The following is a 21,516-nucleotide window of genomic DNA, read 5'->3' as shown; positions in this document are numbered from 1 at the left end:
CGAATCTCACGTCAGACGTGGCGGTGAGCCCCCGGCCTTACCGCCACGCTGTCAATCCACGGGGATTTGTTCATGTCGCGACTCACTTCCAATACCTACGCCGCCGCCTCGCCCCGCGCGCGCAAGATTCGCTCAGTTCACCCAATTCGACCGATCATCGGGGCAACCGGCGCGCTACTGCTGTCGCTGGTCGCCGGTTGCGCGCAACTCCAGATTCCGCCGCCAGACGCTCCGGCGGCCCGTCTTCCGCAGACACAAGACACCCCCGCTCTGACCGACGCGCAGAAGCAAGACCTGACGCGGCTGAACAAGCGCATCTACGACGAGCAGGAGACGGCCATCGAGCGCGAACGCGCACAGCGCGCCCTCGACGATGCCTTGCGCAGCTATAACAGCAATGCCTACTTCTACGGTGGCTGGGGAAGTCCGGGGTGGTACGGGCCCGGATGGTATGGTCCGGGATGGTATGGGCCAGGTGGGTATGGCCCACGCTCGTCGGTCGGCATTGGCATCGGCTTCTGACCGGGACGGCGAGAGGCAATAAAAAAGGCGTTCCCTCGGGAACGCCTTTTCGTTTTACCGTCCGCGCGTCATGCCGGCGGCGATCAGTGATGCTGCGTCTTGTGCGCCGATTGCGCCTTGCCCTTCGTCTGCGACGACGGCTGCGCCGCCGGCGGCGCAGCCGCGACTGACTTGTGCGCGGGCTCGGTCGACGATACGAGCGGAGCGTCGGCGCCGGATGCCGCCTGCGGACCACCCGTGCCGTCAGGGGCGACGAACTGCACGAACACTTCGCCGTCCTTGACCATGCCCAGTTCGAAACGAGCGCGCTCCTCGATCGCCGCCGTGCCTTCCTGCAAATCCTGCACTTCGCCGGCAAGGCGATCGTTACGTTCCTTCAACTGCTCGTTCTTCTGCTGTTCGGCGCTCAACTCGTCGCGCAGTTCGTGCACGTACAACCAACCACCGTGGCCGAACCAGAGCGGATACTGGATCGCTAACAGAAGCAGCACCAGTACCAAGGTCACCATTCGCATGCTTTCGCCTGGCAAGAATTCCGGGAAGTGTGTCACGACCGACGTCGCGACTCAACTTCCCGGGGAAACGGAATTAGCGCAGATTGTAAAACGTTTCCTTGCCCGGATACGAAGCGATATCGCCGAGATCTTCCTCGATACGAAGCAACTGGTTGTACTTGGCGATACGGTCGCTGCGCGAGAGCGAACCGGTCTTGATCTGACCGGCGTTCGTGCCCACGGCAATATCGGCAATCGTCGAGTCTTCGGTTTCGCCCGAACGATGCGACACCACGGCCGTATAACCGGCGCGCTTGGCCATTTCGATGGCGGCGAAGGTTTCGGTAAGCGTGCCGATCTGGTTGATCTTGATGAGGATCGAGTTGGCGACGCCTTGCTCGATGCCCTGCTTCAGGATCTTCGTGTTGGTCACGAACAGATCGTCACCGACCAGTTGCACCTTCTTGCCCAGCTTCTCGGTCAGGATCTTCCAGCCGGCCCAGTCGTCTTCCGACATGCCGTCTTCGATCGAGACGATCGGGAACTTGTCGCACAGGTTGGCGAGGTAGTCGGCGAACTCTTCCGAGCTCAGCGACAGGCCTTCGCCGGCCAGTTCGTACTTGCCGTTCTTGAAGAACTCGGTCGACGCGCAGTCGAGCGCCAGCAGCACGTCGTCGCCCAGACGGTAACCCGCGTTCTCGACCGCTTGCTGAATGGTCGTCAGGCACTCTTCGTTCGACGCGAAGTTCGGGGCGAAACCGCCTTCGTCGCCCACGGCCGTGCTCATGCCCTTCTCGGCGATGATTTTCTTGAGCGCGTGGAAGATTTCAGCGCCGCAACGCAGGGCTTCACGGAAGCTCGTCTGGCCGACGGGCATCACCATGAATTCCTGAATGTCGAGACTGTTGTTGGCATGCGCACCGCCGTTGACGATGTTCATCATCGGCACCGGCATTTGCATGGCGCCCGAACCACCGAAATAGCGGTACAGCGGCAGACCGGCTTCTTCGGCTGCGGCCTTGGCCACGGCCATCGACACGGCCAGCATGGCGTTCGCACCGAGGCGCGACTTGTTGTCCGTGCCGTCGAGTTCGATCAGGGTCTTGTCCAGGAAGGCTTGTTCTGCTGCATCCAGGCCCATGATCGCTTCCGAAATCTCGGTATTGATGTGCTCGACTGCCTTTTGCACACCCTTGCCAAGATAGCGATCCTTATCGCCGTCGCGCAGTTCGATCGCTTCGCGCGAGCCGGTCGACGCGCCCGACGGCACTGCCGCACGGCCCATCACGCCCGACTCCAGCAGCACGTCGCACTCGACCGTCGGATTGCCGCGCGAGTCCAGCACTTCGCGCCCGATGATATCTACGATTGCACTCATGTATTCCTCGGTAACTGAATGACAAAAACGCTAAAGGGATCCTGCATCGCGCCGCAGCCCGTGACATGCCGCGCGCACGTCGGGCGCACGCGCCGAATCCTGACGTGAGCACCGATGCCGCGCTCGCGCGTGCACCGGCAGGTCAATACATGGACGGGGAAACAACGGCGCCTCGAAATGAGGCACGGCGGCCTGTGGGTAACATCGATGGACGGTGCGCTCGGCGTACGGCACACGGGCATCTCCTCGAGGGCTCGCCCTTGCCGCGGCCACTGACGACCGCTGCGCGACAAGCTTAACGATTCGACGCCGTACTGCCAAGGCGTCGAAGCGCTATACCCGTCCTGTGGGCGTACTGATATTGGCCCAAGGACGGCGTGTCTCATTTCAGTTGAAGTTATTTTCCAGAAAATCACCCTGCTTCACCGCCGCATCAATGGTCTTGAGCGTGGTGAGCAGTTCTCGCATGCGCCCGAGCGGCACGGCGTTGGGGCCGTCAGACAGCGCATTGGCCGGGTCAGGGTGGGTCTCCATGAACAGGCCCGACACGCCTACGGCCACGGCTGCACGCGAGAGCACCGGCACGAACTCGCGCTGACCGCCCGAGCTGGTGCCCTGACCGCCGGGCAGTTGGACCGAGTGCGTGGCGTCGAACACGACCGGCGCACCGGTCTCGCGCATGATCGCCAGCGAGCGCATGTCCGAGACCAGATTGTTGTAACCGAACGAGACACCGCGCTCGCAAGCCATGAAGACATCATCGGGCAGACCGGCTTCGCGCGCGGCGTCGCGGGCCTTGTCGATGACGTTGATCATGTCGTGCGGTGCGAGAAACTGTCCCTTCTTGATATTCACCGGCTTGCCCGATTGGGCGCAGGCACGGATGAAATCGGTCTGACGGCACAGGAACGCGGGCGTTTGTAGCACATCGACGACGGGCGCAGCGACAGCCACGTCCTCTTCGGTGTGCACGTCGGTGAGCACCGGCACACCGAGTTGACGACGCACTTCCTCGAGGATCTTCAGGCCAGCTTCGCGCCCGGGGCCGCGATACGACCTGCCCGAGCTGCGATTCGCCTTGTCGAACGACGATTTGTAGATGAACGGAATGCCAAGCGCGCTCGTGATTTCCTTGAGCTGCCCTGCGACATCGATAGTCATTTGCTCCGACTCGACGACGCAGGTGCCTGCGATCAGGAAAAACGGCTTATTCAGGCCAACCTCGAAACCGCACAGTTTCATGGGAACTCCTTGTCTCTCGCTCGCGGCGGCTCAGTATCAGGCAGCTTTCTTGCGCGCTTGCTGACCTGCCAGCGCCGCTTCGACATAAGCCTTGAAGAGCGGATGACCGTCACGCGGCGTCGAGGTGAATTCCGGGTGGAACTGAACGCCCACGAACCACGGATGCACCTGCTGCGGCAGTTCCATCATCTCCGGCAGGTTTTCGGTCGGCGTACGTGCCGAGATCACCATGCCGGCAGCTTCAAGCTGCGGGACGTAGTGGTTGTTGACTTCGTAACGGTGACGGTGACGCTCGTTGACCGTGTCGCCATAGATACGCGAGGCGAGCGTTTCGGTCTTGATCGGCACGCGCTGCGAACCCAGGCGCATCGTGCCGCCCAGATCCGAATCTTCGGTACGCTGCTCGATCTTGCCATCGCGATCCTGCCACTCGGTAATGAGGGCGACCACCGGATGCGGCGTCGACGGATCGAACTCCGTGCTGTTGGCTTCGGCCAGCTTGGCCACGTCGCGGGCGAATTCGATCACGGCGAGTTGCATGCCGAGGCAGATGCCGAGATACGGCACACGGTTCTCGCGAGCGTAACGGATGGCCTTGATCTTGCCTTCGGTGCCACGGCGACCGAAACCGCCCGGCACGAGAATGGCGTCCAGATGCTTGAGCGCATCGGTGCCGTCCTTCTCGATCTGTTCGGAGTCGATGTACTCGATGTTCACGCGCGTTTCCGTGTGGATCGCGGCGTGACGCAGTGCTTCGATGAGCGACTTGTACGATTCGGTCAGATCGACGTACTTGCCGACCATGCCGATGGTGACATCGTGCTTCGGATTTTCGACAGCATGGACCAGACGCGTCCACATGGACAGGTCCGCCGGCTTGGCTTCGATCTTCAGTTCGTCGCAGATGATCTTGTCCATGCCCTGGTCATGGAGCATCTGCGGGATCTTGTAGATCGTGTCGACGTCCCAGACCGAGATCACGGCGTCCTGCGGAACGTTCGCGAACAGCGAGATCTTGGCGCACTCGTCTTCCGGAATCCGACGGTCGGCACGGCACAGTAGCACGTTCGGCGAAATACCGATTTCGCGCAGTTTCTGCACGCTGTGTTGCGTCGGCTTGGTCTTGAGTTCGCCTGCCGTCGCGATGTACGGCACGAGCGTCAGGTGCACGAAGGCCACGCTGTTGCGGCCCAGGCGCAGATTCATCTGACGTGCGGCTTCGAGGAACGGCAGCGACTCGATATCGCCGACCGTACCGCCGATTTCGACGATGGCCACATCCGGATGGCCATCCCACGTCGAACGCGCACCGCGCTCGACAAAGGCCTGAATTTCATTGGTGATGTGCGGAATGACCTGAACGGTCTTGCCGAGATACTCGCCACGGCGCTCCTTGCGGATCACCGATTCATAAATCTGGCCCGTCGTGAAGTTGTTCGCACGACGCATCTTGGCGCTGATGAAGCGCTCATAATGGCCCAGATCGAGGTCGGTTTCCGCACCATCCTCAGTAACAAACACCTCGCCGTGCTGAAACGGGCTCATCGTGCCCGGGTCGACGTTGATGTAGGGATCAAGCTTGAGGAGGGTGACTTTGAGGCCACGCGATTCGAGAATCGCGGCCAGAGATGCGGCAGCAATTCCCTTACCAAGAGAGGAAACCACGCCGCCCGTGACAAAAACGAATTTGGTCATCGCAGTAATTGCTCGCGGGAAAGCCGGATTATACCCGAAAGCCGCCCCGCCCTCGACGTGCGGCGCGGCAAATTTTGGCCTTGACAGGCATCGCGCGCCCCGACGCGAATCTGCCCGGCTTGGCTATCCCGGCGCGCGGGCAGCCCGCGCGAGCGTCATGCCGCGAGCGGGCGGCGGTGCTCGCCGCGCAGCTCGGCGAGCATGTCCCGTACAGCGCCGGCCGTCTCCAGCGGGCGCTCCATCGGGAAAAGATGGGTGCCGTGGACATAACGCAAGTGGGTGCCAACAATTCGACGTGTGGCACCGATACCCGCTTGCCGCAATTCGCGCGATTCTGTGCCGGCCAGAAAGCCGACGGGCACCGGCACACCGCGCAATGCCCGAACGGCGAGCAGCGGTGGCAGCGTCAGGTAGATCCGGTATTCGATTTCGCGAGCAAACGCCAGACGCCGGGCCTCGCCGTCCCCCGTCGGCAACGTGCCGCAATCGATATAGTCACGCAGCACGTCCGGATCCCAACTGGCGAAAGCAGGCTTGCTGGCGAAGTGCTGCCACGCCGCCTCCCAGTCGGGCCAGCGATCACGCCGCCGTTTGGTCACGCCGGCGGGCGAGAGACGCTCGTAGAGCCCCGTGAGCAGGCCCAGCCGCAGCATCTGCGTGCGCCAGCCCGGCGTGACGATAGGAGAATCGATCATCACCACACCGCGCACGCACTGGGGCGCCTTGAGCGCCGCCATGAGGCTCAGGAAACCGCCGAGAGAATGCCCGACGAGCCAGACCGGTTCCCCTTGGTACTGGCGCTCCAGCGTGTCGACCAATTCGTTGCGCAAATAGCGCCAGCCCGGCGTAACCGGATAGCGCGGATCGTGACCAATACGGTCGATGGCGCGCACGTCGTACTCGTCGGCCAATGCGCCGAGCATCTTGCGATAGACGCCAGCAGGAAAACCATTGCCGTGCGAAAAATGGATGATGTCTCTTGTCATGGAATTCTTTGTGTTGCCACACGGCCCCGGCCGGTGTTTTTCCGGTCTCGCCCGGCACGGCAAGCTCGTTGCCGCCATATCCCCTGCTCGCTTCCCCAGTCCGCTTCACCGGTCCGCTTCACCGGTCCGTTTCACCGGTCCGTTTCCCCAGCCCGTTTCACCCGGCCCAGTCCCCTGAAGCAAGCGTTACAAGATCCCGCCGCGCAGCGTTTGCCGGACCATTCTATCGAACCGCCTGTCACGCGCCGGTAGAGGTTTCCGTCGAATCGCAACGGCGGCGACGATCCGCCGGCACGTTCACACGCCGCCGATACCCCGCGAAGCGCTGTCGAGTTCCGACTCGGTTGAGGTTGTCGAGGCATTCGGGACGTTCAGGACGTTCGGGACGTTCGACAGGCTCGATACATCTGGCAAGTCCTCGTGCCAATAGCGCCGGTAATGTTCACGATACGCTTGTGGCTCGACCCCATCCCGAGTGATCGAAAACCGGATGCCGCCGTGCGCCACGGTTTGCCAGATCCGCGCGCCTGCTGCCCGATAACGGGCAACGACAGTGGACCTCGGATGCCCGAATCGATTGCGATAGCCCGTTTGAAACACTGCGTGGGCGGGCGACACTGCGGCTACAAATGCCGCTGTCGAAGAAGTGAAACTCCCGTGATGGGGCACGAGCAGAATGTCCGCACGCAAGCGCTCCCCGAATCGGGCAAGCATGGCGCGCTCCTGGGGCGCCTCGGCATCTGCCGCGAGCAACGCGCTGTACTTCCCGTTCGATACGCGCAACACGCAGCTCACGCCGTTCGGCCCAATGCGACCGGCCCACCCCTCCCGCAGCGTCGCTGTGTCGGGATGCAGGAAGCGGAACGTCACGCCGTCCCACGTCCATTGCTGACCCGCAAGGCAAGTTCGATGTGCCCCCGCAGCGCGACGCACCCGGTGCGTTACCGGTAGCGAAGAAAACACCTGCGCATCGGGATATGCCTTCATCACGCTCAGCGCACCCCCAAAATGATCGTCGTGAGCGTGGCTAACGACCAGACGGTCGAGCCGGCTGATGCCGTGCGCTCGCAAATAGGGCACGATCACGCGGCGTCCCGCGTCGCTGCGCTGCCCCAAAGGCGGTCCGGCGTCGAAGAGCACCGTACGCGTTGCCGTTTCGACAAGCACGGCGTTGCCTTGTCCGATGTCGAGCATGGTGACGCGAAACCCTTCCGCTGCGGGCCGGGGAGAGGACGCCAGCCATGCCGGCCCCATCAGCGCGAACCCCGCGAAGCGAATGCCGACCCGCCAAGCCCATGTCTGGCGCACCGCAAGGGGGAGCGGCATGAGACACATGATTACCCCTCCGACGGCAGCCGCCTGGGCCCAAGGAGGCGCAACCGCGGCTCGCCACACAGACCAGGGCAATGCCGCCAGCACGCCGAGCCATTCCGCCAGCCAGACGACGACACCATGGGCGAGTGCCAAGGCCCAATGCGCCAACGTCGCGGGCAGGAGCAGGCTAGCCAGCGCCAGCGGTGTCACGATCAACGTCATGACAGGAATAGCGACAGCGTTCGCCAGCGGTCCCAGCAGCGGCACCGCGCCGAACCACGCAAGCGTCAACGGCACCAGCCCGATCGTGACCGCGTATTGCGCGCGCGCCGCCTGCCACAGGACCACGAATGGCACGCGCCGCTGTGCAGCCTGCCCTCGCTCGCGACGTCTCGCCGCCATGACCAGCGCAGCCACGGCACCGAATGAGAGCCAAAGGCCCGGTGCGACGACGGCCCACGGATCAAGCGTAACAATGACGGCCAGCGCCCACATGAGCACGTAAGACGGCGCGGCGAATCGACCATTAAGCAGCGCCAGCACCACAATGGCCACCATGCCGACCGCCCGACGTGCAGGCACGCCCCACCCGGCCACCGCACCGTACGCCACAGCGGCAAGCAGCCCCGCAATCGCGGCAGCCTTCGGCGCCGGCCACCACAGCGGCAAACTGAAACGCCGCCCGCATGCCCGTCGCCACAGTGTTCCGACGAGCGCCCCGAACACTCCCGCAACCAGCGAGACGTGTAATCCCGAGATCGCCAGCAAATGGCTTACCCCGGTATCGGCAAACACTTGCCAGTCGTCATCGGCAATGTCGCCGCGCTCTCCCAGCGCGAGCGCCATCAACACGCCGCCATATCGTGCCGATGGCCCAAGAGCGGCCCTGAAGTCGTCACGCAATCGCTCTCGCCAAGCGGCAAACCGGTATCCCGGCAGTGGCCCGGATTGCAACCGCTGCGCCCCGCCCGCCTTCGACGCCTGGCTTCCGCCAAAGGAGGCGCGAACGTATCCCGTGGCACGAATACCCCGGGCCAGCGCCATCAATTCGGCGTCGAATCCGTGCCAGTTTGCGAAGCCTCTGGGAGACGTCAATCGCACCGGCAATCGCCATCGCTCGCCTGCCCGCGGACGCCGGGCATTTGCCGGCCCCGTGCGCTGCGTCGATAATCGCTGTGCTTGCTCGACGGGGTCTATGCGCGCGTCCGATCGACGTCCAAAAGACGAGCGCCCTGGCCAGACCAATTCGATGTGCTTCGGTACATGCACCGCAGGGCACGGCGTCAAACCGGTCTTGGAATCCACCCGACTGCCGGCCCCATATGTCGCCGCTGTCGCTCCCGACGACGACACCCCACACCAGTCGCCAGCGCCGCCAGCGACATACGCGCGCTCCACGTCGAGCGCAAATCGCAATCCGTCGCCTGTCGAGACGGGCAACTCGGCCACGATACCGACGACCATCAGGTCTCGCCCCTCAAGCTGGACCGAAAACCGATCGCTCATTCGCGCGTCCGCACGAAGCGCCGCCCACGAATACCCCAGTACCCCGGCACAAAGGGCAAGCACTATCACCACGCACCGTTGACGCAATCCGTTGCCTGCACGCGCGCCGCCCCCGGTGTAGTCAACGCCGCCGAACTGCACCGACACGCCCGTTCCGTCTCGCCTTGCTCGCGTTGCTCGCGTTAGTGCCCAGCAGGCACACGCTGCGAACACGCCCCCGGCAACGCCGATCGCCAGTGCGAATAGCCCTCCGCCGGGGAGCGCCGAAGCATGTTGCAGCCACCAGACCCCGGCGACCCACGCAAGCAGGACTAGTCTCATGACGTCTCCACGTCATGTCTCGAAGACCGCACGACGCCGCGGCGTTAGCGCGCAGGTTCGTTGGAGATTAGGGAAGTGCTGCTGGCAAGCCCGTCACCGGGTGTCATGGCCATGGCCCCAGACAGCCGCGGCAGCACCCGCCACGCGTTGGCACACGTCGCCTGCGACAGAGTGTCAAGCGACACACCGCGCAACTCGGCCAGCACATGCGCAATACGTGGCAGTTCGACCGGACTGTTGCGCTGCTTGTAGCGCCATTCCGGTGCGATGTCGGGGGCGTCGGTTTCCAGCACAAGGGCATCGAGCGGCATATCGACCGCAAGACGACGAATTTGCAGCGCACGGTCGAACGTCATCTGCCCGCCGAATCCGAGACAGAAGCCGCGCTCGACAAACATTTCCGCTTGCTGGCGGCTACCGTTGAAGGCATGAGCGATGCCACCGCGCGGCGTGAAGATTCGCAGTTGCTTAAGCAAAGCATCCTGCGAACGCCGTACATGGAGAATGACGGGCAAATCGAAGTCGCGGGCAATCTTCAACTGCTCGATATAGAAGCACTGCTGGCGCTCGGGGTCCAGTGTCCTGACAAAGAAGTCGAGCCCGATCTCGCCGATGCCGACGAAACGCGGATCGCTCATCGCGCGCTCGACGGCACGGCGCAACGTAACAAGATCCTCGTCTCGCGCCCGTGGTGTGTAGAGCGGATGAATCCCCAGCGCGTAAGCGCCGCCGGGAATGGCTCCCGCCGCGGCACGCGTGCTATCGAACGTCGCGCATTCGACCGCGGGCACCACCAGGCCCGCCACGCCCGCAGCAGCAGTGTCGGCAATTACAGTCGCCCGGTCGGCGTCGAACTCGGCCGCATCGAGATGGCAATGGGTATCAATCCACATGGTCAGGTGTCCTTGAGCGTCAATTCTACGATGACAAGGCTCGCACGCCGCGCCGTCGATGACCATCGGACAACACCGCGTTACGGTCTAGGACGTGGCCGAAAAGCAAAACGCCGGGGTTTCCCCCGGCGCGTCGCCAATATCGCCCAACGTTGGCGGGCAAGTGCTTACGGTCGTCCGCTCACGCCGGTTCCAGCACCCCGTCACGCAGGCGCAACGCGCGGTCGCATCGACGGGCCAGATCGATATCGTGCGTCACGATCACGAAACTGGTCTTCAGCGTTTCGGACAGCTCCAGCATCAGTTCAAACACCGTCTCGGCGGTATGCCCGTCGAGGTTGCCGGTCGGCTCGTCGGCGAGCACGCATGCGGGCTGCGTAACCAGCGCTCGCGCCATGGCGACACGTTGACGCTCGCCCCCCGACAACTCCGACGGACGATGCTTCATGCGCGAGCCCAGCCCGACACGCTCGAGCATTGCCTGCGCCGTCTTGCGCGCCTGCTCGGTCGGCAAGCGACGAATCCGCAGCGGCATCGCCACGTTATCGAGCGCCGAAAATTCGGCCAGCAGATGGTGAAACTGATAGACGAAGCCGAGCGACTGATTGCGCTGCGTTGTCTTGTCGCGCTCTTTGAGCGACGAGAACGGCTTACCAAGCAGCGACACCTCGCCGCGCGACGGATCATCGAGCCCGCCCAGCACATGCAGCAGCGTGCTCTTGCCCGATCCCGATGCACCGACGATCGCCACCTTCTCGCCTGCCATCACGTCGAGGCTCGCGCCGCTAAGCACCGTCACATTCAATTGGCCTTGCCGGAAGGTCTTGTGCAGGTCGCGCGCACGCAGCACCGGACCGTCGTAGGCAAGATTCGGCACCGGCGCCAGGGATTGGTTTGGGTTACTCATAGCGCAGGGCCTCCGCCGGCTTGACGCGAGAAGCACGCCAGCTCGGGTAAATCGTCGCCAGCGCCGAAAGGATGAAGGAAATCACCCCGATGCGGATCACGTCCGACGATTGCAGATCCGAAGGCAATTCGGAGATGAAATAAATGTCTTGCGGCAGGAAGTGAATGCCAAGCAGACGCTCGATAAACGGCACGATGGTGCCGATATTGACCGACACAAGACACCCCAGCCCCACCCCGAGCAACGCCCCGGCGAAACCGATGGTCACCCCCTGCACGATGAATATCTTCATGATCGAGCCGGGTTGGGCCCCGAGCGTGCGCAGAATGGCGATGTCCGCATACTTGTCGGTCACCGTCATCACGAGCGAGGACACCAGGTTGAAGGCAGCCACCGCAATGATGAGCGTCAGAATGATGAACATCATGCGCTTCTCGGTCTGCACCGCGATGAACCAGTTCTTGTTCTGCTGTGTCCAGTCGCGTACCCACATGTTGCCGGTCAGTGTCTTCGCCAGATCGCGCGCCACCAGCGGCGCCTGCTCCATATCCTGAATTTTCAGACGCACCCCCGTCGGCCCATCGAGACGGAATAACGTCTCGGCATCGTGCAGATCGATGAGCGCGAGCGAACTATCGTATTCGTAGTGTCCCGCCGTGAAGATCGCCACCACGGTGAACTGCTTCACCCGCGGCAGCACCCCGGCGGGTGTGATCGTTCCTTGCGGCGCCACGAGCGTGATCTTGTCGCCGATGGTTACCCCCAGCGCCCGCGCCAGTTCGCGCCCGAGCACGATACCGAAGCTGCCTGGCGTCAGGTTGGCCAGCGTGCCGTCCGTGATCTGCTTGCCAAGGTCGGAAACCTTGGCTTCCTCACTGGGGACGATACCGCGCAGCACCACCCCGCGCACGTTGTCCTCGCGCGTGAGCATGGCCTGCTCGCCCACGTAGGGCGCGGCGGCAATCACATTCTTGTTCTGAAGCGCTTCGGCGGCCGTGCGCTGCCAGTCGGGCAGATTGCCGTCAACCGCGAAGACCTCGATGTGCGCCAGCACGGAGAGCATGCGGTCCCGAACTTCCTTCTGAAAGCCGTTCATCACCGAGAGCACCACAATGAGCGCCGCCACACCCAGCGCAATGCCGGCCATGGAGATGAAGGAAATGAAGGAAATGAAACCGTTGCCGGATGATCGCTTGCCGGTGCGCGTATAGCGCCAGCCGATCTGCCATTCGTATGGGAATTTCAAACGGATTCCTGATTCTTGATAAGGATCGATCGGAGCGTAGCGGCACCGGTCTGCACCGGTGCCCGGGCCCCGCGCCCGGCCCCTGCCCGGCGCGAAGGACGGTACGTTCCGTACCTGACGTCAGGGTCACCCAACTGCCAGCGCGAAGTTTGCCATACAATTCGCCTCGACATGGATACACCTGCCCTGCACTTTCTCTTGCCGTTCGCGTTGCCCGCGTCGGCCCATATGCCCGCACTGCTGGCCGGATTGGAGTTGCCCGCGCTCGAAAAGTTGCTCGCGCGCGGCGTTCAGTCGGCGCAGGACGTGCCGGAAGACCCGTTTGTCCCCACGCTACCGCATGAACGCTGGCTGGCCGACGCTTTTGGCCTGCCCGGCGTGCCTTCGCGCGCGCCGCTGGCCCCCTTCATGCTGTTCGAAGACAGTGGCTCGCTCGACACCCGCTTCTGGTACTGCGCGCAGCCCGCGCACATCCATATCGCCACCGATCACCTGGTACTGACGAACCCGGCCGAGTTGGAACTGAGCACCGAGGAATCGGCCGCCCTCTTCGCCACGGCGCGCGCGCTGTTCGCTGAAGAAGGCGGCGAGTTGATCGCTCCGCGTGCCGACCGGTGGTATCTGAGCGCGCCGGCGCTGGGTGACCTGCTCACGGCATCGCCCGCCCGCGCCGCCGGCCGTAACGTCGATATCTGGCTGCCGCAAGGCAAGGCCGAACTAACGTGGCGTAAGTGGCAGAACGAAGTGCAAATGGCCTGGTACGACCATCCGGCCAATCAGGCTCGCGAAGCGCGCCGCCTGCCGCCCGTCAACGCCATCTGGCTATATGCGGGCGGCCAGCGCATCGCCGCCCCGCGCCTGAACCGGCCGTGCGTGACCATTCTGGCGGACGACCCCGCCACGCGCGGTTTGGCAAACCATCTGCAAATCGCCCTGCACGGCACGCAGGCAGGCCTTGCAGCGGCAAACGGGCGGACGTTCGTGCAAATCGACACCTTGACGCCGCATTTCCTCATGGAGGATTGGGCGCGCTGGCGCGATGCGCTGGTCGCCATCGATCAGAACTGGCTGGCGCCCGCGCTGGAGCGCGTGACCAAGGGCCAGGCACGCGAAGTCGCCCTCACCCTGTGCGGCGACAGCCACAGCGTGACGATCCGCTCGCGCAGCAGCGATCTGCGCAAGTTCTGGCGCCGCCAGTCGCTCGAAGCCCGCATGGTGCCGCTCGCCCGGCTGGGTGAGGAAGTGGCATGACCGACATCGTCACCCGCCCTGTCGACGACGCGACGGCCGAAGCCCTCTCGCGCGACGGTGTCCACCCGGTACTCGCCCGCCTGTTCGCCGCGCGCGGCGTGGCCGAGAGCGCAGAGACCGAAACAGCCCTCGCCCGTCTGATTCCCCCCACGCAACTCAAGGGGGCGCAGGACGCCGCCGCCTTCCTTGCGGACGCCATTGCCGCCGGCAAGCGCATGCTGGTGGTGGCTGATTACGATTGCGACGGCGCGACCGCGTGCGCCGTGGCCGTGCGCGGCCTGCGGATGTTTGGCGCCAAAGTCGAGTATCTGGTGCCGAACCGCTTCGAATACGGTTACGGCCTGACGCCGGAAATCGTAGCGTTGGCCGCGCAAGGCAAGCAAGGGCCGCCCGACGTGCTGATTACGGTCGATAACGGCATTGCCAGCCTCGATGGCGTGGCCGCCGCGCAGACGCTCGGCATCGAAGTCGTGGTGACGGATCACCATTTGCCGGGCAACGAATTGCCCAACGCGCGCTGCATCGTCAATCCGAACCAGCCCGGCTGCGAATTTCCGAGCAAGCATCTGGCCGGTGTCGGCGTGATGTTCTACGTGCTGCTCGCGCTTCGCGCCGAATTGCGCGCACGCGGTGCGTTCGATTCACGCGAACAACCGCGTCTCGACACGCTGCTCGATCTGGTCGCGCTGGGAACGGTTGCGGACGTCGTCAAACTCGACGCCAACAACCGCATTCTGGTGGCGCAAGGACTCGCACGGATGCGCGCCGGTCGCATGCACCCGGGCATCAACGCGCTCTTTCGTGCAGCCGCCCGCAATGCCCGGCAGGCGGGCAGCTTCGATCTGGGCTTCGGTCTGGGGCCGCGCCTGAACGCCGCCGGACGCCTCGCCGATATGTCGCTGGGCATCGAATGTCTTCTGACGGACGACGACGGCCGTGCGTGGACGCTTGCGCAAGAACTCGACGCGATGAATCGCGAACGCCGCGAAATCGAAGCGGGCATGCAGCAGGAAGCGCTGGCCGACCTGGCACGCTTCGATCCCCGGGCCGCGACCACGCTCTGCGCATTCAACGAGACGTGGCATCAAGGCGTGATCGGGATTGTGGCTGCGCGTCTGAAAGAGAAGTTCTACCGTCCGACCATCGTGTTCGCCCCTGGTGACGACGGCCAGATCAAGGGCTCCGGCCGCTCGATTCCAGGCTTCCACCTGCGCGACGCGCTCGATCTCGTCACCAAGCGCGAACCGGGTCTGATCGCCAAATTCGGCGGACACGCAATGGCAGCGGGCCTCACGATTGCCGCCGACGCCCTGCCGCGCTTTCAAGCCGCGTTTGAGGCGGTCGGACAGGCGTGGCTCGACGAGAAGACGCTCTCACGCGTGATCGAAACCGATGGCGATATCGGCGACGAGTGCTTCGTGCCGCCGTTCGTCGCATTGCTCGACGCGCAGGTGTGGGGGCAAGGCTTTCCGCCCCCGGTGTTCTCGGGCGAATTCGACGTCCTCTCGCAAGCCATCCTCAAGGACAAGCATCTGAAGCTGCAACTCGGTCGTGGACGTATGCGTTTCAATGCCATCTGGTTCAATCACGCGGACACGTTGCCAAGTCGCGCGCAGTTCGCGTATCGATTGGCGGCGGACACCTTCAACGGCGTCTCGCGCGTGCAGATGATCGTGGAACACGCTCAGGCCTGACGCGCCTCGCGGCGACGGTGTTCATGCCCTATCGGCACACACCGTCGCCTTCCTCCACATCGCCGTTTCCCGGCAAGCCCAATCCCGGAATCACCCAAACGGTTGCGCCGCGCGACGTGTTCGCCCTGTCGGCGTGACGAAGGCCAGCACGGCGGGTACCAGCACCCGCACTCGGTGCCAGCAGCGCGATGGCACCACCGCTAGTCGCGGCCCCACGATCTCTAGCGTTCTCGACACGCCCGCCTGGTCCACGTAATCGACGGCCAGCGTTCCCCGCGCGACCATCAGCAATTCGTCGCCCGCGTCGTGGCACTCCCAGATGTCCGCGTGCACCGACGCATCGTCCGGTGCATCGAACATGCCGATCATGCGACGGGCGCCACCACGGGTGGGAAGCCTTGCAAGCATGCCGTCGTCATAGAGGCCGACGAGCGCATCGCGGCCCTTCCCGCAGATCCAGGGCAGGCGCGCACCCAACGCGCCGTCTCCTTCATCAGTGTCCACGGCCGGCCTCCCCGGTAGCACTTGCCCCGTTAAACACGAGTGTCGCCGACACATGGCGCGGTCCCATCACCCGCTGACCGGTGAGCACAATGGTGCGCATGGCTTCTGCCCAGCCGCGCATCGACGCCAGCGCCACCTCCGCGTGAACCACGCTCGTGCCCGCCGAACTGGCGCGTTTCGGCGCCTTGCCGGCAGGCCACGCGCGGCGCAACTCATCGTCGACCGGCGTGTCGTGAAAGCCCCCGCTCATCGTCACGTCGAACGCCAGCGTGGCATCCCCGGCCCCCGTGCAGTACGCCATGCCGGTCACGCCAAACCGGTGCTCGCCCTCCGAGACCAGCCCCGTCACCTCGAACAGCCGGGCCGACGCGCCCTCACGGGGCACGAGCACCAGCTCGATTGGCAGCGGCCCTTCGCCGTCAAGCTGGTAAGTGCCTCGCAGCGCCAACACCGTCGCCGGTGCCTCGCACAGACTCGCCCCGGCGACAGGCGACGCCACCTGCGCCTGCGCCATCGAGACACCTGCCAACCCGGTCGCCCCCATCATCATCATCGTCATCGCCATTGCCGCTGCACGCACGCCCCGCGTCAACATCGTTGTTTTGTTCATGTATTCACTCCTTCGAGAATGAGAGACGAACGCGACCGGAATCTCCTGCGCGCTCGCCCAAGAGGTCAGTAATCGGCGCGCAAGGTCAGCATCACACTGCGCGGCGTACCGTAGTGGTTGTTCCAACTCGTATTCGACAGACTCTGGTAGTAGCTGCGGTCGAACAGATTGTTCAGGTTGAGCGACGCCGAGACATGCTTGTTGTAGCGATAGCCCGCGCGCAGATTTACCGTCGCATAGCCGCCTTGCCGTAGCTGTATGCCGTTCGATGTCGCCGATGTTTCGCTCTGCACGTCGACACCGCCGCCCACGCTCCAGCGCCGCCCATCGAACGGCAGGTCATAGTTCGTCCACAGCCGCAGCAAGTGACGCGGCGCGAAATCCGCGAACGACTGACCTTGCATCGTGGCGTCGCGCAGATACTTCGTGGTATTGAAGGTGTAGCCTGCGAACACGTTCCAGGCGTCTGTAATCTGGCCGTTGGCCTGCACCTCTACGCCCTGACTCTGCACTTCGCCCGACGCGATATAGCGGCACGTCGTGCCCACGCACGGCACGCTCGGATCGGTTTGCGCCCGATTCTTCTGGCGAATGCGGAAGACCGCGAGCGAGACGTCCAGCGCGCCGTCGAACAACTGTCCTTTGACCCCGGCCTCGTAGCTCGCCCCCGTGATCGGCTTGAGCAAATTGTTGCCCGCATCGAGTACGGTTTGCGGCTGGAAGATGTCCGCATAGCTCGCGTACAGCGACCACTTGTCGTTGAGATCGAACACCACGCCGCCATAGGGCGTAGCCTTCGCGCCCGTTTGATAGCGGCTCGACGGCGCGTGCTGATCCCACCACGACACCCGCGCGCCGAGCACGAGGGTCAGCGGCTGCGCCAAACGTATGCGCCCCATCGCGTAGGCCCCGTTCTGCACGGTACGCGTGGGTGTCACGTTCGAAAATGGCCCGGTGGCGGGCTCGGGCACGGCATTCGGGTCCCAACGGAAGATGTTGACCGGCTTGCCGTTCACCGACGGGATCAACGCGGCACTGCGCTGCTGCGTAGTCGCTTCGAGGCGTTGCAATCCGAAGAGCAGATGGTGTTCGCGACCGAACAGCCTCACGGGGCCGTCGACCTGCAAATCCACCCCCGTCTGCGTGTTGTCGAAGCGATACGCGGCGCCGGTCAGCTGGCTGCCGGCCCCCGTTGCAGGATCGATCGCCCCGAACGCCACGCCGTACTTCAGATCGCCGCCCGCATCGAGATAATTTGCCGAGAGCCTGGCCGCCCAGCCGTTGCCGAGTTGCTGTTCGAGCGTGCCGAACACGCGGGTCTCGGTCCAGTCGAAGGTGTCCCACGACGAACCGAGGAAGGTCGAGCGCGGCAAGTGCAAATCGCCACCGGTGTTCGAGAACGGCACGCCGGCAAGGTTTGGCGTCGATGTCGTGCGCTGATGCTGCACGCCCACGCGCAGCAGCGTTGACGACGTGAGATCGGCTTCGGCCACCCCGTAGACGGTCGTGGCATGCTGCCGGCCGACATCGTAGGCCATGCGTTGCCGATCGTCGGACACTGCCACGCGAGCGCGCAACGATCCGCTGGCGTTGAGCGGGCCGCCGATGTCGGCCTCCTCTCGATAGCGGTCCCAACTGCCCAGCGTGACGGCGGCGGAGGCAGCGAACGTCTTGCCCGGACGCTTGTGTACCAGGTTGACGAGCCCCCCGGGATTGCCCGTGCCGTGAAATAACCCGGTCGAGCCCCGAATGACCTCGACCCGTTCGTAGGGCGTCATATCCTGCGGCCCGGCCGCGGTGTTCGCCATGAGCACGGGAACGCCGTCTTGCTCGAAAGCATCGAGCTTGAAGCCACGCGAGTAGAACGCCGTGGTGAGCAACACGTAGGGCTGCACAGTAATACCGGGGACGTTTTGCAGGACGTCCTCGATAGAGTGCGCGCCCTGTTGCTGCATGAGCTTCTCGTCGACCACCGTAACGGTCTGCGGAATGTCGCGCACCGACGGCGCCACTCTGCCAAGCAACGAGCCTTGCGTGGCGGCGTCGCGCTCAGGCGTGCCGCTGACCTGCGTGACGGGTAACGCCGCCGTTTGCGGCGACGAATCGGACGCGTCGGGCGAAGGTGATGACGGCGAAGCGACAGCTGCCGCAGAAGCGCTTTGTGCGAGCGCTGGCGTCACAGCCACGCCCGCGACGACGGCAACCGCCGCGATGGCGACGGCGCGCCACACCCCGGGCACGACCGTCGAAAATCGAGATTCCAGAGATTCCCGAGAGTTGACGCAAGAACGATTTTTGATATTGGAAGACATCGGCAACACACAAACGAGACTGAGAATCGATCTCGTTATCGTGCCGGGGGTGCGTCGCCGCCACTCGCGTTTGCATCACCAACGCTGGCGATGGCATCACAAAGTGAGGCGTCGGCACATTCGTCGTTCCGATGGACTATCTCGCCGAAACGCCATCGCGCGCGAGGGTGTTGGGCAACATGCCGAAGCGTGCACGGAAAACCTTCGCGAAATGCGAATCGGTGTAGCCGCATTGCCACGCCGCCTCACTCACACTGATACGTCGTGCGCTAAGCAGTTCGAACGCGGTCGCGAGACGCCGCTCACGCACGTAACCGTGTACCGTCGTGCCGAATTGCGCGCGAAAACCGGCACACAGTTTATTAACGTTGATGCCGACCTCACGCGCCAGTACGGGCAGCGATGGGGGCGTCTGCAAACGCTCGTCGAGCACATCGCGCGCCGCCAATACTGCGCGGCGCGTGACCCGCTCGCGAGCAGACTCGGCGGCGATCTTTGGCGCAGGAGAGAAGGCGGATTGGCCACGCGCCTTGCCGGGGGCATGCCGGGCATGCGGAAACGTTGCCGAATCGGGGATATAGGCCGCACATCGCGCCAACGCATCGAATGTCTGCCCCACAAGCGCCAGGCGTTGCCACGATGCGTCGCCATCGTCGTCCGTTTGCGAAGTCATTGCGGTAGCCCACTGCCACTCGTGCGCGCTCATCGCGCGCGAGAGCACCGCGCCGCTCTCGCACCAATCGCCCCGATTCCCCCGATTCCCTGGATTCCCCGGATTCCCCTTTACGCGCGCCCCGCCGCTCACCGCCTCGCGCCACCGGCGGGTCAGCGAATGTGCATCCAGCCCGCAGGTCGCTTGCAGGTAACGCTCCGAGAGCCGCAGACTACAGTAGCGCAACGTGTCCGACTCGCCATAAACGTTATCGATATCGAGCGCAGCCGCACCGAAGCAGACGTTCACGCTCCCTCCCTCCGCGCTCAGGAGCGGTGTGCCACCTGCGCCCCACTGCAACGCCCCGTCGAGCAGAAACACGATCTTGATATCGCCTCCGGCGAGCACTTCGCGCACCGACTCGCCCGCCTGCGGGCGTACCACACCCCGCACGAGCGACAGCCCTTCGATATCGACGACGTGCCGCCAAGGTTGAGCATCAACCATCTCCGGATCATCCTCAACTCAAATGATAATGAGACACATTATCATTTTATGATCCGATTTAGGCAATGTGTCGCCTGGGTTCCGGTCCGGCGGGAAAACTAAGCGGGCTGCGCTTCGGCAACGTACTCATGCATGACGCGCAAGAAGGCGTCGCGCGCGGGGTGCACGTCGACGCCCCGATGCCGGACGAAGAAGTTCGGCACGGCCGCCAGATCTTCCATCGCGTGCCCCACGATGTTCGCCTCCTGCCGGTACCGCTGATAGATGCCGCGTGGCACGAGCGAATAACCAACGCCAGCGCCGACACACGCCACGATGGTGGCGTAACTGCCGTAGCTCAGAATGCGCCCCGGCGTAACGGCATTTGCCGCCAGCCATTGCTCCATCGTGGCGCGATACGGGCAACCCAGCGGCCACATCAGAAGTGTTGCACCCGACAGGTCCGATGCTTGGCGCACCTCTCCCGCCCTCGCCGGCGCCACCAGTACGATCGGCTCTCGATAGACCTCGTCGGACACGACCACCGTTTGCGCCTGCGCTTCGAGGCAGGCGGTCCCCGCGATCAGCGCCGCATCCACGCGACCGTGCTGGATCTCGTCGAGCAGATTGAGCGACGTGTCCGTCACCAGATTGAGCCGGACTTTCGGATACGCCGCATGGAACCGCGCCAGCACCGCCGGCAACCGCGACGTGGCCGACGACTCGATGGCACCCAGCGAAAAGTCGCCGGACGGCTCGCTTGCCGGATTGAGCGCGGCGCTGGCTTCGCGCGAAAGCGCCAGAATCCGATCGGCATAGCCAAGCAGCGTGCGCCCGCTGGGCGTGAGTTGCAAACGCCGCCCCTGCCGATGGAAGAGCTTTACCCCCACCGTATGCTCGAGCGCCCGGATGCGGGCCGTCACATTCGACTGCACGCAATGCAGCGCCTCGGCCGCGCCCAGTACGCTGCCCTCGTCCACGATGGCCTTGAAGGTCTGAAGTTGCAGAAAATCCATGAGCGTCTCCCGGGCCGGATCGCGAAAACAAGGTGAAGAGAGGGAGTGAACTGAAGAATGTTAAGCGACGAGCGGCAACACTTCAATAATAGTGAATTAAACAGCCTGAATATTTCACTTTTTTAGCACAACGGAAAGGCATAAGATCCGGGTTATCCCTAGTGCGACGTCTGCCACGGCATCCCGCCCCTCGGTCAGTACGCGCCAATTCCGAAGGAAGTCACATCATGTTCCGCCCTCTGTCCGCCGCAGCTCAAGTCAACGCCCCCGCCCCGGTGGTTGCCGCGCCGGTCACGCCACTCGGCCTGTTCTTCCGCGCCATCGATCAATGGCGCCTGCACTATGAACAGACGCTGCAGGCGGAAGCCCTCGCCTCGTTGGACGACACCTCGCTCGCCGATGTCGGCTATGCCCGCGACGCCTTCGGTCTGCGTCACGCTGCACGCTGAGCCATCCCTGAAATGTAGGGGGAACGGGGGCTTCGCTG

18 protein-coding genes are annotated in these 21,516 nt (G+C 63.9%); 4 read left to right on the top strand and 14 right to left on the bottom strand.

Going from position 1 to position 21,516, the window contains the following annotated elements; all coding sequences use genetic code 11:
- Nucleotides 1-72 precede the first annotated feature (72 nt).
- Complete coding sequence (locus tag AT395_RS25550; protein ID WP_048629208.1) at nt 73-522, top strand: hypothetical protein; 450 nt, start codon at nt 73-75, stop codon at nt 520-522.
- Nucleotides 523-605: 83 nt separating this feature from the next.
- On the opposite strand, the gene ftsB is transcribed toward AT395_RS25550, so the two are convergent.
- From ftsB to AT395_RS10255, 9 genes are all read right to left on the bottom strand, one after another.
- The gene (ftsB, locus tag AT395_RS10295; RefSeq protein WP_042115443.1) at nt 606-1,037 is read right to left on the bottom strand and encodes a cell division protein FtsB; all 432 of its coding nucleotides are present in this window, start codon (nt 1,035-1,037) and stop codon (nt 606-608) included.
- A 73-nt stretch (nt 1,038-1,110) separates the two neighbouring features.
- The gene (gene eno, locus AT395_RS10290; protein WP_042115442.1) at nt 1,111-2,394 is read right to left on the bottom strand and encodes a phosphopyruvate hydratase; all 1,284 of its coding nucleotides are present in this window, start codon (nt 2,392-2,394) and stop codon (nt 1,111-1,113) included.
- A gap of 387 nt (nt 2,395-2,781) precedes the next feature.
- Nucleotides 2,782-3,636, bottom strand: a complete 855-nt coding sequence (kdsA, locus tag AT395_RS10285) for a 3-deoxy-8-phosphooctulonate synthase (RefSeq protein ID WP_048629207.1) — start codon at nt 3,634-3,636, stop codon at nt 2,782-2,784.
- Between the two features lie 36 nt (nt 3,637-3,672).
- Nucleotides 3,673-5,331, bottom strand: coding sequence for a CTP synthase (locus AT395_RS10280; RefSeq protein ID WP_042115440.1), 1,659 nt, complete (start codon nt 5,329-5,331; stop codon nt 3,673-3,675).
- Between the two features lie 155 nt (nt 5,332-5,486).
- Nucleotides 5,487-6,317, bottom strand: a complete 831-nt coding sequence (locus AT395_RS10275; RefSeq protein WP_042115439.1) for an alpha/beta fold hydrolase — start codon at nt 6,315-6,317, stop codon at nt 5,487-5,489.
- Between the two features lie 297 nt (nt 6,318-6,614).
- Nucleotides 6,615-9,458 carry a DNA internalization-related competence protein ComEC/Rec2 gene (locus tag AT395_RS10270; RefSeq protein WP_072632813.1) on the bottom strand — a complete coding sequence of 948 codons (2,844 nt, stop codon included), beginning with the start codon at nt 9,456-9,458 and terminating at the stop codon, nt 6,615-6,617.
- A 44-nt stretch (nt 9,459-9,502) separates the two neighbouring features.
- Nucleotides 9,503-10,351: a TatD family hydrolase gene (locus AT395_RS10265; RefSeq protein ID WP_048629205.1), complete on the bottom strand. Its 849-nt coding sequence runs from the start codon at nt 10,349-10,351 to the stop codon at nt 9,503-9,505.
- Nucleotides 10,352-10,532: 181 nt separating this feature from the next.
- Nucleotides 10,533-11,258 (bottom strand): lipoprotein-releasing ABC transporter ATP-binding protein LolD, encoded by a 726-nt coding sequence (gene lolD, locus AT395_RS10260; protein ID WP_042115437.1) that lies wholly within the window; start codon nt 11,256-11,258, stop codon nt 10,533-10,535.
- Nucleotides 11,251-12,504 (bottom strand): lipoprotein-releasing ABC transporter permease subunit, encoded by a 1,254-nt coding sequence (locus AT395_RS10255; RefSeq protein WP_042115436.1) that lies wholly within the window; start codon nt 12,502-12,504, stop codon nt 11,251-11,253. The genes lolD and AT395_RS10255 overlap by 8 nt, the downstream gene beginning before the upstream one ends.
- 171 nt (nt 12,505-12,675) lie before the next feature.
- Here AT395_RS10255 and AT395_RS10250 point away from each other — a divergent pair, with 171 nt between their 5' ends.
- Together AT395_RS10250 and recJ are read left to right on the top strand one after the other, a co-directional pair.
- Nucleotides 12,676-13,755, top strand: a complete 1,080-nt coding sequence (locus tag AT395_RS10250) for a hypothetical protein (RefSeq protein WP_042115435.1) — start codon at nt 12,676-12,678, stop codon at nt 13,753-13,755.
- Entirely contained in the window at nt 13,752-15,449 is a 1,698-nt protein-coding gene (gene recJ, locus AT395_RS10245) for a single-stranded-DNA-specific exonuclease RecJ (protein ID WP_048629201.1), read from the top strand. Before AT395_RS10250 ends, recJ begins: the two co-directional genes overlap by 4 nt.
- Before the next feature lie 90 nt (nt 15,450-15,539).
- On the opposite strand, the gene AT395_RS10240 is transcribed toward recJ, so the two are convergent.
- From AT395_RS10240 to AT395_RS10220, 5 genes are all read right to left on the bottom strand, one after another.
- Entirely contained in the window at nt 15,540-15,953 is a 414-nt protein-coding gene (locus AT395_RS10240; RefSeq protein ID WP_125347427.1) for a cupin domain-containing protein, read from the bottom strand.
- Complete coding sequence (locus AT395_RS10235) at nt 15,943-16,563, bottom strand: hypothetical protein (RefSeq protein WP_048629200.1); 621 nt, start codon at nt 16,561-16,563, stop codon at nt 15,943-15,945. The genes AT395_RS10240 and AT395_RS10235 overlap by 11 nt, the downstream gene beginning before the upstream one ends.
- A gap of 65 nt (nt 16,564-16,628) precedes the next feature.
- A complete protein-coding gene (locus AT395_RS10230; protein ID WP_231606132.1) occupies nt 16,629-18,803 on the bottom strand; it encodes a TonB-dependent siderophore receptor in 2,175 nt (724 codons plus the stop codon).
- Nucleotides 18,804-19,011: 208 nt separating this feature from the next.
- Nucleotides 19,012-20,034 (bottom strand): helix-turn-helix transcriptional regulator, encoded by a 1,023-nt coding sequence (locus AT395_RS10225; RefSeq protein WP_048629199.1) that lies wholly within the window; start codon nt 20,032-20,034, stop codon nt 19,012-19,014.
- Nucleotides 20,035-20,132: 98 nt separating this feature from the next.
- Complete coding sequence (locus AT395_RS10220) at nt 20,133-21,029, bottom strand: LysR family transcriptional regulator (RefSeq protein WP_042115431.1); 897 nt, start codon at nt 21,027-21,029, stop codon at nt 20,133-20,135.
- Between the two features lie 227 nt (nt 21,030-21,256).
- On the opposite strand from AT395_RS10220, the gene AT395_RS10215 reads away from it, so the two are divergent.
- Nucleotides 21,257-21,478, top strand: a complete 222-nt coding sequence (locus AT395_RS10215; protein WP_042115430.1) for a DUF1127 domain-containing protein — start codon at nt 21,257-21,259, stop codon at nt 21,476-21,478.
- Nucleotides 21,479-21,516: the final 38 nt, after the last annotated feature.

The organism is Pandoraea apista (assembly GCF_001465595.2).
GTDB classification, from domain to species: domain Bacteria; phylum Pseudomonadota; class Gammaproteobacteria; order Burkholderiales; family Burkholderiaceae; genus Pandoraea; species Pandoraea apista.
The sequence above is the reverse complement of the archived record's forward strand: the minus strand, read 5'-3'. Positions and strand labels throughout refer to the sequence as shown.